General features: G+C 61.4%; 12 protein-coding genes. 5 read left to right on the forward strand and 7 right to left on the reverse strand.

All coding sequences use genetic code 11. The annotated features are described in order from the left end of the window. Nucleotides 1–23: 23 nt before the first annotated feature. The 4 genes from QFX16_RS16310 (at nucleotide 24) to QFX16_RS16325 (ending at nucleotide 4,708) form a co-directional block, all read left to right on the forward strand. Entirely contained in the window at nucleotides 24–1,088 is a 1,065-nt protein-coding gene (locus QFX16_RS16310) for an extracellular solute-binding protein (RefSeq protein ID WP_439900134.1), read from the forward strand. Nucleotides 1,089–1,352: 264 nt separating this feature from the next. Then, the gene (locus QFX16_RS16315) at nucleotides 1,353–2,549 is read left to right on the forward strand and encodes an amidohydrolase family protein (protein WP_283180501.1); all 1,197 of its coding nucleotides are present in this window, start codon (nucleotides 1,353–1,355) and stop codon (nucleotides 2,547–2,549) included. Next, entirely contained in the window at nucleotides 2,546–4,033 is a 1,488-nt protein-coding gene (locus QFX16_RS16320; RefSeq protein WP_283180502.1) for an amidohydrolase family protein, read from the forward strand. The genes QFX16_RS16315 and QFX16_RS16320 overlap by 4 nt, the downstream gene beginning before the upstream one ends. A gap of 12 nt (nucleotides 4,034–4,045) precedes the next feature. Continuing rightward, entirely contained in the window at nucleotides 4,046–4,708 is a 663-nt protein-coding gene (locus tag QFX16_RS16325) for a flavin reductase family protein (RefSeq protein ID WP_095129640.1), read from the forward strand. A gap of 42 nt (nucleotides 4,709–4,750) precedes the next feature. On the opposite strand, the gene QFX16_RS16330 is transcribed toward QFX16_RS16325, so the two are convergent. From QFX16_RS16330 to lexA, 7 genes are all read right to left on the reverse strand, one after another. Further along, nucleotides 4,751–5,410, reverse strand: a complete 660-nt coding sequence (locus QFX16_RS16330; RefSeq protein WP_283180503.1) for a DUF799 domain-containing protein — start codon at nucleotides 5,408–5,410, stop codon at nucleotides 4,751–4,753. Further along, on the reverse strand, nucleotides 5,407–5,751 hold the full coding sequence (locus QFX16_RS16335) for a DUF4810 domain-containing protein (protein WP_439900135.1): 345 nt from the start codon (nucleotides 5,749–5,751) through the stop codon (nucleotides 5,407–5,409). The genes QFX16_RS16330 and QFX16_RS16335 overlap by 4 nt, the downstream gene beginning before the upstream one ends. Nucleotides 5,752–5,811: 60 nt before the next feature. Further along, on the reverse strand, nucleotides 5,812–6,486 hold the full coding sequence (locus QFX16_RS16340) for a CsgG/HfaB family protein (protein WP_283184580.1): 675 nt from the start codon (nucleotides 6,484–6,486) through the stop codon (nucleotides 5,812–5,814). Nucleotides 6,487–6,724: 238 nt separating this feature from the next. Further along, a complete protein-coding gene (locus tag QFX16_RS16345; protein ID WP_439900085.1) occupies nucleotides 6,725–9,823 on the reverse strand; it encodes an error-prone DNA polymerase in 3,099 nt (1,032 codons plus the stop codon). Further along, entirely contained in the window at nucleotides 9,799–11,214 is a 1,416-nt protein-coding gene (locus tag QFX16_RS16350) for a Y-family DNA polymerase (protein WP_283180506.1), read from the reverse strand. The genes QFX16_RS16345 and QFX16_RS16350 overlap by 25 nt, the downstream gene beginning before the upstream one ends. A 7-nt stretch (nucleotides 11,215–11,221) precedes the next feature. Beyond that, nucleotides 11,222–11,839, reverse strand: a complete 618-nt coding sequence (imuA, locus tag QFX16_RS16355; protein ID WP_283180507.1) for a translesion DNA synthesis-associated protein ImuA — start codon at nucleotides 11,837–11,839, stop codon at nucleotides 11,222–11,224. Next, entirely contained in the window at nucleotides 11,839–12,456 is a 618-nt protein-coding gene (gene lexA / locus QFX16_RS16360; protein WP_282480381.1) for a transcriptional repressor LexA, read from the reverse strand. Before lexA ends, imuA begins: the two co-directional genes overlap by 1 nt. A 378-nt stretch (nucleotides 12,457–12,834) precedes the next feature. On the opposite strand from lexA, the gene QFX16_RS16365 reads away from it, so the two are divergent. After that, nucleotides 12,835–13,764, forward strand: a complete 930-nt coding sequence (locus tag QFX16_RS16365) for an IS110 family transposase (RefSeq protein ID WP_283180508.1) — start codon at nucleotides 12,835–12,837, stop codon at nucleotides 13,762–13,764. Nucleotides 13,765–13,838 lie beyond the last annotated feature (74 nt).

Genomic DNA, 13,838 nt, shown 5'->3' on the forward strand with positions numbered 1-13,838 from the left:
TACTTTCGGAGCGTAAAACCATGATGTTGAAAAACACGATCTTCAAAAGCATGCGTTACGGCGTCGCCGGTCTGGCCCTCAGTTGCTTCAGCGTTTTCACCGCCCAGGCCGCCGAACCCAAGGAATTGTTCTTCTACAACTGGACCGACTACTACCCGGTGGAACTGCTGGCCAAGTTCGAAAAGGAGACCGGTATCAAGGTCACCATGGACGGCTACGACAGCAACGAAACCTTGCTGGCCAAGTTGCAGGCCGGTGGGGCAGCGTATGACGTGATCGTGCCGTCGCAATCGATCATGCGCACGTTGATCAACCAGAACCTGCTACTGCAAATCGACACGTCGACCTTGCCCAACTTCCAGTACGTCAAACCGGCGTTCCGCGACCCGAGTTTCGACCCCGGTCGCAAGTTCTCCGCCCCGTACCTGTGGGGCACCACCGGGTTTTCCTATGACAGCGCGCGGGTGCCCGGCGGCAAACTGGACGATTCATGGAAAGAGTTCTTCGAACCGCGCAAGGAACTCGAAGGCCAACTCGCCGCCCTCGACACCTCCAGCAGTGTGATCAACGCCGCCAGCCATTACCTGAACGTCGACGAATGCAGCGAAAACCCGCAGGACGCCAAGCGCATTCTGGAGCTGCTGAAAAAACAGAAACCGCACTTGAAGATGTACAGCTCGGACAACACCGTCGACCGCATGGCCTCCGGTGAAGTGATCATGATGCAGAACTGGAACGGCTCCACCGCCCGGGCCACGTTGCAAAAAAGCACCATCAAGTACGTGTACCCGCGCGAAGGCCTGGCGATGTTCCAGGACAACTTCGCCGTACCGAAAAGCGCCCCGCACCCCGGCAACGCGAAGATCTTCATCGACTGGATGATGAAACCGGAAAACGCCGCCGCCGTGTCCAACGCCATCGCCTACGCCAACGGCATCCAGAGCGACAAACTGATCGACGCCAAATGGCGGGTGATGGACGCGATCAACATGCCCGACGAGTTCGCCTCGCGCCTGCGCCCGGAAAAAGAGTGCAGCAACAAGGCGCGTGAGCTGCAGGACCGGATCTGGTCGAAGCTCAAGGGCTGATCCTAGACCGCCCCCTCACCCTAACCCTCTCCCGGAGGGAGAGGGGACTGACCGGGTAATATTTAAGGATTGCTGCGACCTGAAAATCCTTCTCTGAATCCGAAATTGACTCGATCTTTCAGGTCACCGAATTCCTCGGAATTAACTCGGTCAGTCCCCTCTCCCTCCGGGAGAGGGTTAGGGTGAGGGAAAGATTTCACGCAAGGAACAAAAGGTCAGGAAGCACCGCATTCCAACCGAATTTAAAGAACAAATGAGGCTCCTATGTCCCAACCCCGCTGGCTACGCAACGTGCGCCCCTACGGTTCCACCGCCGAAGACCTGTTGATCGAAAACGGCCTGTTCAAGCAACGCCGCCCGGCATCGACCGCGGCCCTGACCACCACCGACATCGACGGCCAAAACCAGCTCCTCACCCCTGCCCTGGTGGAAAGCCACGTCCACCTCGACAAAACCCTCTGGGGCCAACCCTGGCGCCCGAACAGCGCCGGCCCGACGCTCAAGGACTACATCGCCAACGAGCGCCGCGTGCTGCGTGAAGTTCAGGCACCGATTGCCCAACGCGCTGGCGCCCTGCTGGAAAACTGCATCGCCCGTGGCTCGCTGACGATGCGTTGTCACGTCGACATCGACCCGGAATTCGGCCTGCGCCACGTCGAGGCCATGCAACAGTTGCGCGAAGGCTACCGCGACCTGATCGACCTGCAACTGGTGGTGTTCCCGCAAACCGGCCTGATCAGCCGCCCCGGCACCGCCGAACTGATGCGCGAAGCCATGGCCCTGGGCGTGGAAAATGTCGGCGGCCTCGACCCGTGCGGCATCGACAATGACCCCATCGCGCAGCTCGACTTCGTGTTTAAGCTGGCCAGTGAATTCGAGCGTGGCGTCGACATTCACCTGCACGACAAGGGAGAGCTGGGCCTATGGCAGATCGCACTGATCGCCGACTACACCGAACGTTTCGGGCGTCAGGGTCGGGTGATGATCAGCCACGCCTACTGCCTTGGGATGTTGCCGTGGAGCCAGGTCAAACCGGTGGCCGAACGCCTGGCGGCGCTGGGCATTTCGCTGATGAGTTCAGCGCCGGCCGATTGCGCGGTGCCGCCGTTCTTCGCCCTGCGCGAGGCCGGGGTGAATGTCTGCCTGGGTTCGGACGGCATTCGCGATGCCTGGTCGCCCATGGGCAACGGCGACATGCTGGAACGGGCGATGCTGCTGGCCTTTCGTTTCGACTTGAACAAGGACGATGAACTGGCGGCGGCGTTCGAAGCAGCGACGGTCAACGGCGCTCGGGCGTTGGGCTGTGAAGGTTATGGAGTGGAGATCGGTGCGCAAGCGGACTTTTTGCTGATGCCGGTGCAGACCTTGGGTGAGGCTGTGGTTTCGCGGCCCGTGCGGCAGGTTTATCGCGGCGGTGAGTTGATTGCCTCTAGTGGCCGTCTGCTGGAAAGCCGTTTGTGAAGCGCATTGGCCTCAAGAGCAGCTGCGTCGTTGGTTTCGACGGCACCCAGCATGTGCTGTGGCGCGACGGCGAAGTGGTGTTCGAAGGTTCGCGCATCGTGTTTGTCGGGCGGGATTATCCGGGGCCGGTGGATCAGTGGATTGATTACGGCAACGCGTTGATCGGTCCCGGCTTCATCGATCTGGATGCGCTCGGGGATCTTGATTCGACGGTGCTGACGCTGGACAACGGCGATGAACGCGACATGGGTCGGATGTGGTCCGAGGACTATCTGGCGAGCGGTCCGCGGGAGAGTTACACCGCGGATGAAGAAGTCTTCAAATACCGCTACACCTTCACTCAGCTGATCCGCAACGGCATCACCACCGCCATGCCGATCACCTCGATGTATTACCGCGAGTGGGCCGAAACCTACGACGAATTTTCTGCGGTGGTCGGTGTGGCTGCCGAGCTAGGGCTGCGGACTTACCTCGGCCCCTGCTACATGAGCGGCATGAGTTACTGGCGTGTCGATGGAAGCCTCGGGCATCACTGGGATGAAGCGCGAGGCATGGCGGGGCTCGATGCGGCTGCTCGGTTTTTCCATGATTTCGACGGTGCGCACGAGGGTTTGATACGCGGCGCGCTGCTACCCGATCGCATCCAGACCTGCACTCCGGCTCTGCTGCAACGCACTGCCGCGCTCAGCCGGGAACTGAACGCGCCGATGCGTTTGCATTGCTGCCAGGGGCTCGGCGAGGTGGCGATGGTCGAGCAACTGCGCGGTACTTCGCCGCTGGGTTGGTTGCAGCAACTGGATCTGCTGACCCCGCGCAGTCTGCTGCCCCACGGCATCTACACCTCCGGCGAAGACGATCTGCAACGCGTGGCGGATAGCGGCGCGAGTCTGGTGCATTGTCCGGTGGTGTTTGCCCGTGACGGCGAGGCGCTGAACTCCTTCGGTCGCTATCGGGCCAAGGGCATCAACTTCGCCTTGGGCACCGACACCTGGCCGGCGGATTTGCTGGAAAACATGCGCCAGGGTCTGAACATCGCGCGATTGATGGAGGGCGGCAACTCGCTCACCACCACGCTGGACCTGTACAACGCCGCCACTCTCGGCGGCGCCAAGGCTTTGGGCCGCGATGATCTCGGCCGTTTGGCGCCGGGCGCCAAGGCTGATATCACGGTGTTCAACCTTCGCGGTCTGCACCTGGGGCCACTGTTCGACCCACTGAAAAACCTGGTATTGGCCGGGCGCGGTGACGACTGCATCGCCAGCTACATCAACGGCTGCTGCGTGATGCAGGACGGTCAGGTTCAAGGCGTCGACTACCCCGCCCTGCAACGCCAGGCCCAACAACAATTCGAAAAACTGATGCGCAGCCACAGCGACCGGGCCTTCGGCCAACCGGACTGGAAAGGCCTGTTCAAACCGGCCATCCCGTTCGCTGACGACTACAGCGCACACGCGCCGCTGAGCGCGATTGATCCCCTTCTTTAGAGAGTTCTGCCCATGCAAAGCTTCGACTTCAGCCAATTGAGCCCGCGAGACAAGTACAAGATTCTGATCGGCAGCGTGGTGCCACGGCCGATTGCTCTGGTCACCACCATCGACGGCGAAGGCCGGATCAACGCCGCGCCGTTCAGCTTCTTCAACGCCCTCTCGGCCGACCCGCCGATCCTCGCGTTGGGCGTGGAAAACTACGGCGACCAAAGTCCCAAGGACACCACGCGCAATATCCAGCTCAACCAGGAATTCACCGTCAACATCGTCAGCGATGCCCTGGTGGAAGCCATGAACGTCTGCGCCGTGCCGTTCGCCCCCGGTTTCGACGAGCTGACGGCCGCCGGCCTCACTGCCATTCCCGGCACCACGGTCAAATGCCCACGGATTGGCGAAGCCCCGGTGGCGTTGGAATGTCGACGGATGATGGCGCTGTCCATCGGACAGTCCCGGGAGATTATCTTTGGCGAAGTGCTGATGGCGCATGTGCGGGATGAATTGATCGACCCGAAAACCTTGTATATCGATCAACTCGGGCTCGATGCGATTGGCCGGATGGGTGGGCATGGGTATGCGCGCACACGCGATTATTTTGATTTGCCAACACGGTCGTTGCAGGCGTGGACGGAGACGCCGGGGGGTGGGGAGCGGTTTTGGCCGTCAGGTAAATGATCGTTCCCGCGCTCTGCGTGGGAACGATCCTGCACAGAGGGTTCAGTCAGTGCCGTATTTCGGCGAACGCGGCCCGTACAGCAACCCCGCCGGTTGTCCTGCCGACAGCAGCCGAGCGCTGGTCACGCCGGCAATCGGGTGACCGGCGTCGGTGGAACTGTTGATGATCTGCTTCACCGCCGCCGTAATCAGCATGCCAATCAAACCACCGCCACCGTTGTTACCGCCCTCCTCGCTCGAAGCCCGAGCCGAGCCGGTCCACAGGGTGGTGCCGCTCTTGAGGTCCACCAGTTTCGCGCTGGCCGTAACCACGGTTTCGCTGCTGATGATCATGTAGCGAGTGCCGTAGTCCGTCACAGTGATGTACAGCGCAGCATCGGCACCGAAGATTTCTTGCAGTTTGTTGGCCGGTGCCTGATGGATATCCGCCGGCGTGGTCAAGCCATTCTGGCGGAACGTCTCATCGACCAGGGTGATCGGCAGCACGTAGTAACCGGCTTCAGCCAACGGGTACGTGACCTGCGACAACAGGCTGTAGGACGCCTTGACGTCCGGCGAGTTGTTCAGCGGCGGCAGCACCAGAATGGTTTTTGGACGACTTTGCTTGTACGCCGAATAGTCCACGGTCTTGGGGCTGACGCAGCCACCGAGCACGGCCAGCGCCAGCAGCCCGGCCATCAGTTTCAATGAGCGCGCGATCATTGGGTGTCTCCGGTCTTGGCGTTTTTAAGCAGAAAGTCCATGTACGGCGTCGACTCGGGGAACAACGTCTTCTCGGTTCTGAATTGCTGCACCATCTGATCGTCCTTGCCCATGCTCAGGTACAACAGCCCCAAATGAGCGTGGTAGCCAGGCGGCGGTGTCCTGCCGGTGGACCTGATCTTCTGCAGGTCGCGCTCCAGCGCTTCGGCCTGAGCTTCCTTGGGCGCTTCACCCTTGAAGTACTCGTAGACTTCCGGCTGGTAGCTTTCCCACTGGTAAAGGGTTTTCGGGCCGCTGTTGCAGCCGGCCAACAGGCCACTGACCAGCACGGTCGACGCCATCAGCGCCCATTTCGCATAAATCTTGAACATGCTTGTACCACTCCTTGTCATCGACCTTGATCAGTTGCCCGGTTTCCATGCCCCGGCATTCATGCCGTCCACCAGACGATTGATCGCCTCGCGCATGGCCAGGTCGAGCACTTTGCCGTTGAGGGTCGAATCGTAGGCAGCGGTGCCGCCAAAGCCGATGACTTCACGGTTGGACAAGGCGTATTCGCCCGCGCCCTGAGTCGAATAAACGACTTCGGAGGTGCTGATGTTGACGATGTTCAGGTTGACCTTGGCGTAGGCCACCTGGGTCTTGCCGCGACCGAGAATGCCGAACAACTGGTGATCGCCAGTCTCTTTGCGGCCGAACTCGGTGACATCACCGGTGACCACAAAGTCAGCACCCTTGAGGCGCTGGGATTGGCCCTTGATCGCGGCCTCCTGCTGGATCTCGCCCATGTTGTCGCGATCCAGCACGCTGAAGCGGTTGGTTTGCTGCAAGTGAGTGATCAGGATGGTCTTGGCCTGACCGCCGAGGCGATCCACACCGTCGGAAAAGATCCCGCGCATGTAGCTCGAACGGTTGTCGAACTTGCCGACCGCCATGGGTACGCGAACGCCGGCATAAGCGAGGCTGGCGCTTTCGACCTTTTCTACCGGCAAGGCGCGCGAGCTTTCGGTCGCACACCCGGCTATCGCGCCGAAGAGGGCAATCGCTGCCGTCGATACCAACATCCGAGAGATCATTCTCACTGTGCATTCCTTTTGAAAAACGGTTTATCCCGGCACGGCAATAGCCAGCCACTGCGGGTTGCAGCGGCAAAAAAGCGAGGGGGATTCAAATCGACAATCGACGTGCGGGACGTCGGCGGCCGGCATTATGCCAAAGTGCCATCACTGAGGACAGTGCTTATTTTACTTTTGACGTCAACGCATTGGCTGGCGCATCAAATTAACTCTATGGGGGCAAGCCCCTCGCCACAGGTCAGCGGAAATCCCGGCTACGCACACTGATCCCATCCAGCAACGAACTCAAATCACTCAACCGTCCGGCAATCAAATGCCGCACCTCGCCTTCCTTTTCCCAACGCCCATCAACCTTGAGCAATTGCGAGCCAACCAACACCTGGCGCTGCCGGTCGGCCAGGTCGCGCCAGACAATGACGTTGACGTTGCCGAACTCATCTTCAAGGGTGACAAAGGTCACACCACTGGCGGTACCCGGACGTTGCCGACCGGTCACCAGTCCGGCGACGCTGACCGGTCGCCCATGTTCGACATCCATCAGTTCTTTCGAGCTGCGGCAGCGGCGGGCTTGCAATTCACCGCGCAGCAACGCCAGCGGATGCGGACCGAGGGTGGTGCCGACACTGTTGTAATCGGCTAGCAGGTCCTCGCCGACGGTGGGTTTGGGCAAACACACCGCACCCTCCTCCTGACTCGGCAGACCGGCAAACAAGCCGAGCTGTTTCTGCACACCCGCCACTTCCCAGCGCGCCCGATGACGGTCACCCGCCAGGCCACGTAGCGCACCGGCATCGGCCAGTTGTTCCTGGGCGCGGGCGTCGAGTCGCGCCCGTTCGCCGAGGTCGGCAATGTCGATAAACGCCCCCTTCGACCTCGCCGTTTCGATGCGCCGGGCATCGTCCTCACGAAAGCCCTTGATCATCCGTAAACCCATGCGAATCGCTGGCTGGGCACCGGTGATCGGTTCGAGGCTGCAATCCCAGTCGCTGGCGCGCACGTCCACCGGGCGAATTTGCAAATGATGCCGGCGCGCGTCCTGCAGAATCTGGTCCGGGCTATAGAAACCCATGGGCCAGCTGTTGATCAGCGCACAGGCGAAGGCCGCCGGCTCGTGGCATTTCAACCAGCAACTGGCGTAGGTCAGCAAGGCGAAACTGGCGGCGTGGGACTCGGGGAAACCATAACTGCCGAAGCCTTTGATCTGCTCGAAAATCTGCGCGGCAAACTCGGCCGTGTAGCCGTTTTTCTTCATCCCGGCGGCCAGACGATCCTTGTGCGGTTCTAGTCCGCCGTGGCGTTTCCAGGCAGCCATGGAGCGGCGCAACTGATCGGCCTCGCCGGGGCTGTAGTCGGCGGCGACAATCGCGATCTGCATCACTTGTTCCTGAAACAACGGCACGCCCAGGGTGCGCTTGAGCACGGTTTCCAGTGCCGGGGACGGATAGATCTCGGGTTCTTCCTTGTTTCGGCGTCGCAGGTACGGATGCACCATCCCGCCCTGAATCGGCCCCGGACGGACGATCGCCACCTCGATCACCAGGTCATAGAAGGTCCGGGGCTTGAGTCTCGGCAGCATCGACATCTGCGCCCGGGACTCGATCTGGAACACGCCAATGGTGTCGGCACGGCCGATCATGTCGTAGGTCTGCGAGTCTTCGGCCGGGATCGTCGCCAGGCTCAGGTCCCGATTGCGATGACGACGCAACAGATCGAAACAACGGCGGATCGCACTGAGCATGCCCAACGCCAGAATATCCACCTTGAGCAGCCCGACGGCATCGAGGTCGTCCTTGTCCCACTGGATGATGGTGCGCTCGGCCATGGCGGCGTTTTCCACCGGGACCAGGCTGTCCAGAGGCTGCTCGGAAATCACGAAACCGCCGGGGTGCTGGGACAGGTGTCGGGGGAAACCGATCAGCTGCCCCGTCAGGCTGAGCACCCGGCGCAGCACCGGGCTCTCGGGATCGAACCCGCCTTCAAGCAGGCGCTCCACGGGCGGTGTTTCATCACTCCAGTGGCCACAGCAATCGGCCAGGGCGTTGATCTGATCCGGCGGTAAACCCAAGGCCTTGGCCACATCACGCACCGCGCCGGCCGCGTGATACGTACTGACCACCGCTGTGAGCGCCGCGCGGGTCCGGCCATAACGCTGGAACACGTACTGCAAGACTTCTTCACGACGTTCGTGTTCGAAATCGACGTCGATGTCCGGCGGTTCGTTGCGCTCTTTGGAAAGAAAGCGCTCGAACAACAGCGTGGTGCGATCCGGATCGATTTCCGTGATGCCCAAGGCAAAGCACACTGCGGAGTTGGCCGCCGAACCACGGCCCTGACACAGGATTTTTTGCTCACGGGCGAATCGCACAATGTCGTGAACCGTCAGGAAATAGCTTTCGTAGCCCAGCTCGGCGATCAGCTCCAATTCCTTGTCGATCTGCGTCAGCACCTGGGCCTGCGGGCCTTTTGGCCAGCGCCACGCGATGCCCTCCTCGGTCAGATGACGCAGCCAGGACGTGGCGGTCTCGCCTTCTGGCGCCAACTCCCGGGGATATTGATAACGCAACTGACCGAGGTCGAAGGTGCAGCGCCGGGCGATGTTCAGCGTTTCGTCGAGCAGTGTTTGCGGATAGATCGATTGCAGAGCATCGAGACTGCGCACATGCCGCTCGCCATTGGGATGAAGACGCAGCCCGGCCTCCGCTACCGGCACGTGATGACGGATCGCGGTCATGGTGTCCTGCAAGGCGCGCCGCCCACGAGCGTGCATGTGCACATCGCCGCTGGCCACCGCCGGGATTCGCAGCTCTCTCGCCAACATCAACAGCTCGTTCAACCGTCGGGCATCGTCCTGGCCGCGATGCAGCTGGACGGCCAGCCACAGGCGTTCGGCGAAGGTCTGTTTCAGCCAGTGGCCCTGTTCGAAGTCATCGACCGCGTCCGGCACCCACAACGCCAACAGCCCCGGCAAGGGTTCACTGAAGTCTTCCCGCAGCACTTGATACTGGCCTTTCTGTGTACGGCGCCGCGCTCGGGTAATCAGTCGGCACAGGGTCTGGTAACCCTCGAGGTTTTCCACCAGCAACACCAGTTTCGGACCGTTCTCGATGCGCACTTCGCTGCCGATAATCAGCGGCAGCTCCACGGATTTGGCTGCTTGCCAGGCGCGGACAATACCGGCCAGGGTGCATTCATCGGTGATTGCCAAGGCCTGATAGCCGTGTTTTTTCGCCCGTTGAAACAGTTCGAGGGCACTGGAAGCACCGCGCTGGAAACTGAAGTTCGACAGGCAGTGCAGTTCGGCGTAATCGATGCTCATGCGAACCACCCCTGCAGCCACAACGGGCCGTCCTCACCGACCGCACGATAGGCCCAGCCCTGCTGGCCGGAACGGGTTTCGATCAGGAAGTAATCGCGACGCACATCGGCGCCGTCCCACCAACCGGACTCGATGCGTTCCGGCCCCATCAGGATACGCGTCGAACCTTCGTGCACCGCCAGCGGTTCAGTCAGCAGCCAGCCCGGACGTTGCACGGCAGGCAGCCCTGCACAGCGCTGACTGTCGACACTGGCCTGCCACGCGCATTCCGGCCGGTGATCGGCCTGGAACCGCAAGGCCTGCACCGCGTCATCCCCCAGCCGCGCGCGCAAGCGTTCGCGCAGTTGCTCCCACGGCAAGGATTGCTGCGGGCGGTCGTCGAACAGCTCCTGATACTGGGGAACGAAGGCCGGCAAGTCTTCGGCGCGCAGGCGAAAACCGCGCACCGGGGCCTCGACCTGGACGTGCTCCAACCGGCCCCGGGCCAGTTCAAAGAGCATCGCCGGATCACGTTCGGCGCTGAGCAGGCCGACCTTGATGACGGTGTCCGGCAACCCGGCGTGCTCCAGATGCAGGTCAAAACGCTGCACGCCGCTGTCCCGACCGCAAAGAAACGCCGACAGGTCACCGGTCAATCGGCGTAACGGAAACAGCAGCGCCTGATGGGACTGGACATCGAAGTTGAGTTCGATGCGCACATCGAAGCGGTCCGGCGGCAGGTAGAACGTCAGCGCCAGCGGCCGTAACCCGAGCAAGGCGTCCAGATGCTTGAGCACCTGAGCCTCGAAACGCCGGGCCAGACTATGGCGAGGCAACGCCTGAACCTGACTCAAAGTGCGCAGCCCCATGCGCGACAACGCCGTGGCGACGCTGGTTTCCAGCCCGATCCGGTCGATGGGCAACTGCCCAAGATAATGTTGCAAGGCTTGGTCGTCGGGCACCACCAGACCGTCATACGCGTTGGCCAACACCCGCGCTGCCACCGGGTTGGGCGCGGCAACAATCCGATGGCGAAACCCCAACTCGCCGAGCTCGGCCCGCAACCGCGCCTCGAATTGCGGCCAGGCGCCGAACAATCCCAGGCTGGACTCGATTTCAAACACCACCGCACGCGGGTAATGCACGCTGACTTGTGAACTGAATCGATAAGCCCAGGCGGCCAGAAACTGCTGCCAGTGCTCGATCTCGGCAGCGTCGTATTCGGCCGTGACAAACCCTTTGCTCAAGGCCTGGGCGGCGGTCATCGACTGGCCCGGGCGCAAGCCCAGCGCCCGCGCCGAAGCGTTGACCGCTTGCAACACCCGACGCAGGGCCGGACCGGTCAGCAGCGCCAGCGGCTCATCGGGATCGGCGCGCTGACGCAGTACCGCGTCCAGCGCCAATTGCGGAAAGAGAATGCAGACCCACCGCATGGCAACCTCAATGTCCCACGGGGAAGGCAATCGGCGCCGAACGCGCCAACCCACCCCGGCACTTGAGCACGCGCAATTGCGCAGGTCTGGCATCGATGGCGATGCGCAGCGCCGCTGGCGAAGGGTTGATCGCCTCATTGATCGAGCGGTAGGCAAACGCCAGGGTGGAGCCGGTTTCCGCCGCCACCTGCAAGCGCCGCAACGCCCGGTCATCGGCCTTGTGCGGCCAGCACAGCACTGCGCCGCAACTGCCCGAACGCAGGCATTGTTCCGCTGCCCACAAGGCATCGCGCTCGCTGGCCTGGATGATCGACAACTGGCGCAGATCGACCCCGGCGTTCTGCCAGGCCTGGGGATAGGGCACGTAAGGCGGCGCCACCAGCACGATGCGCTCGCCCGCGGCGGACAACCGCGCCAGCACCGGCCACACCAGTTGCAATTCACCGACGCCCTGCCCGGCCAAAAGGATTTCGGTCAGCGCCGCTTCCGGCCAACCGCCCGTCGGTAACGCCGCATCCAGCGCGGCATGCCCGGTGGGTTGGGGGCTGACGGCCGGTGGCGCAGGCCGGCCCTTCCAGACCTGGCCGCCATTGAACAGCGTATCCAGCGCAACGACGGCGCCCATCACCCTTGCCTCACCAGACCACAGAACACCCCTTCGATGGCCAGGTCCTGATTGGCTTCGACGATGATCGGCTTATAGGCCGGATTCCGTGGCAGCAATCGGACAACCTCGCCGACTCGCTCGAAACGTTTGATGGTGACTTCGCCGTCGAGTCGCGCGACGACGATCTGGCCGTTGACCGCCTCGGGATTGCGGTGCACGCCCACCAGATCGCCGTCGAGAATGCCGTCCTCGATCATCGAGTCGCCCTGGACCCGCAGCATGTAATCCGGCACCCGCGAGAAGATCGACGGGTCGAGCAGCAAGCGGCTGTGAACCTCGGCATCGGCACCGATCGGCGCACCCGCCGCCACCCGGCCGAGTACCGGAATGTCCAGCAACTCAGGCCGCGCCGGCTGCCCGAGCAAACGAATGCCCCGGGCCTGATGCGCATTGACCTCGATGAAACCGGCCTCGGTCAGCGCCAGCACATGCTTGCGCGCCACGCTACGGGAGGCGAAACCGAACGCCTCACTGATTTCAGCGAGGCTCGGGGACTGGCCATGCTCGGCGATTCGATCGCGGATAAAGGTCAGGATGGCGGTACGGCGGGGAGTTAAAGTCGTCATGGAGTACATTTGTACTCTTTTGGCTTTTTTCTGGCAAGGACCGCCAGTCAGCTGACTGGTCGACCACACAACCTGAGGTAAACACCGATTAAATGTGGGAGCGGGCTCGCGAATGCGGTTCAACATTCAACATTTACGTTGACTGACACACCGCCTATATCGCGAGCAAGCCCGCTTGTGTCTTGGGCAGGAATTAGACTGAGGGTGAGAGCGGTGAGTGGCAAGCTGAATGCCCGGAGTGCTTAAAGCACGTGTGGGAGCCCATGCTGCCATTCACCTCTCCGCTCTGGTTATTGAGCCCGAACAGTTGAACGAGCCGACCTCGAACATTACAAGCGTGGTGCCCAGCCAGAGCGCTCTCACCTTTGAGTGTAAGAGGGATCGGCTATGTTTTCCTGCGCAGGCATCGATGTTTCCAAAGATACCCTTGAAGTTCGGATTAACCCGCAAGACGTTGGCGCGAGTCACCTCAATACCGCCAGTGATTTCCTTGCGCTGATTGACTGGTTAAAGCGCTATCAGGTCAGCCGCGTATTGCTGGAAGCCACCGGCGGCTATGAGCGAGAGGTCATGAAAGCGCTTCAGGCTGCCGGCTTCGAAGTCTTGCGGATCAACCCTCGCCGAGCCAGGGATTTTGCCAAGGCCATGGGGCAGCGCGCTAAAACCGACCCGATAGATGCGCGGCTGCTCGCGCAGTTTGCCGAAGTCATAAAGTCGCCAAGCAACCGAATCACCAGCCCTGAACAGGACAATTTGCGTGCGCTGGTACAGCAGCGCGAAAATTTTGTTCAGCAGCAAGGCGACGATATACGGCGCCTTAAAACAGCCTCTGCTGACACGGTAAAACCCTGTCTGCGAAGTCATATCGACTATTTATGCCAAGCCATAAAGTCGATAGAAAAGCTGATCCGTCAAACTGCTAAAGACCTGGACAGTGATAAAACGGCCCGTTTGTGCTCGGTCAAGGGTATAGGGCTCGTGACGGCAGCCAGCTTGATGGCCTACTTACCCGAGCTGGGCGAGGTTGGACGGCACGAGATTGCAGCGCTGGCAGGCATAGCCCCCTACAACGACGACAGTGGCAAGCATGAAGGCCCCCGCCACATTAGCGGCGGCAGGTTTGCTGCGCGTCGGGCAATGTACATGGCGTGCTGGGTGGTGATTCAGCGACAGCCTGAGTTCAAAGCGCGGTATGACGCACTGCGTCATAAGGGTAAATGCGCAAAAGTAGCGCTCATCGCCTGTATGCGTGTGTTGTTGATACGGCTGAACGCCATGATCCGAGACCGAACCGAGTGGAAAGAACCCTTGGCCTAAACGGGTCGCGGTGTTCCTGTAGGGCATCGCATGGCGTAAAGCTGTGGGAATTCAGCTGTCTATCAATATGCCTT

Source organism: Pseudomonas svalbardensis (assembly GCF_030053115.1).
In the GTDB taxonomy this organism is placed as follows: domain Bacteria; phylum Pseudomonadota; class Gammaproteobacteria; order Pseudomonadales; family Pseudomonadaceae; genus Aquipseudomonas; species Aquipseudomonas svalbardensis.

Coding starts and splice junctions, on each gene's coding strand:
- QFX16_RS16340 (WP_283184580.1), bottom strand. CDS start 6,486: ATGATCTCTCGGATGTTGGTATCGACGGCAGCGATTGCCCTCTTCGGC.
- QFX16_RS16330 (WP_283180503.1), bottom strand. CDS start 5,410: ATGATCGCGCGCTCATTGAAACTGATGGCCGGGCTGCTGGCGCTGGCC.
- QFX16_RS16325 (WP_095129640.1), top strand. CDS start 4,046: ATGCAAAGCTTCGACTTCAGCCAATTGAGCCCGCGAGACAAGTACAAG.
- lexA (WP_282480381.1), bottom strand. CDS start 12,456: ATGTACTCCATGACGACTTTAACTCCCCGCCGTACCGCCATCCTGACC.
- QFX16_RS16310 (WP_439900134.1), top strand. CDS start 24: ATGTTGAAAAACACGATCTTCAAAAGCATGCGTTACGGCGTCGCCGGT.
- QFX16_RS16315 (WP_283180501.1), top strand. CDS start 1,353: ATGTCCCAACCCCGCTGGCTACGCAACGTGCGCCCCTACGGTTCCACC.
- QFX16_RS16365 (WP_283180508.1), top strand. CDS start 12,835: ATGTTTTCCTGCGCAGGCATCGATGTTTCCAAAGATACCCTTGAAGTT.
- imuA (WP_283180507.1), bottom strand. CDS start 11,839: ATGGGCGCCGTCGTTGCGCTGGATACGCTGTTCAATGGCGGCCAGGTC.
- QFX16_RS16335 (WP_439900135.1), bottom strand. CDS start 5,751: ATGGCGTCGACCGTGCTGGTCAGTGGCCTGTTGGCCGGCTGCAACAGC.
- QFX16_RS16350 (WP_283180506.1), bottom strand. CDS start 11,214: ATGCGGTGGGTCTGCATTCTCTTTCCGCAATTGGCGCTGGACGCGGTA.